The following is a 342-nucleotide window of genomic DNA, read 5'->3' on the forward strand; positions in this document are numbered from 1 at the left end:
GCAAGCTCGCGCACTGCTACCAGATCGCGAACCACATGAAGGACATCTACGCCGACGACATCACCCTCTCGGTGACGCCGCCGGACAAGCTGCTCGGCTTCCTCGAGTCGACGCTCGCGACCGCGGTCGCCGACCGACCGACGCCGCCGCGCCCCGGCACCGAACCGGCGGGCGAGGGCGCGGACCCGGAGATCACCGCGGTCAACGCCGCCTTCGCGCTCGCACTCGTCGAGCGACACGACCTCGCCGACCGCGACCACCGCATCTACGACCTCGCGCGCGCCGCCGGCAGCGACGCGCCCGGCGTCGACGTGGCGGCGTTCAAGCGGCGGTTCCGCGCGC

General features: G+C 73.4%; 1 protein-coding gene. It reads left to right on the plus strand.

All coding sequences use genetic code 11. The features are described from left to right. On the plus strand, positions 1–342 hold a 342-nt coding region (locus AN233_RS14105), incomplete at both ends, for a DUF5781 family protein (protein WP_245626084.1).

The organism is Haloparvum sedimenti (genome assembly GCF_001462205.1).
Classification (GTDB): domain Archaea; phylum Halobacteriota; class Halobacteria; order Halobacteriales; family Haloferacaceae; genus Haloparvum; species Haloparvum sedimenti.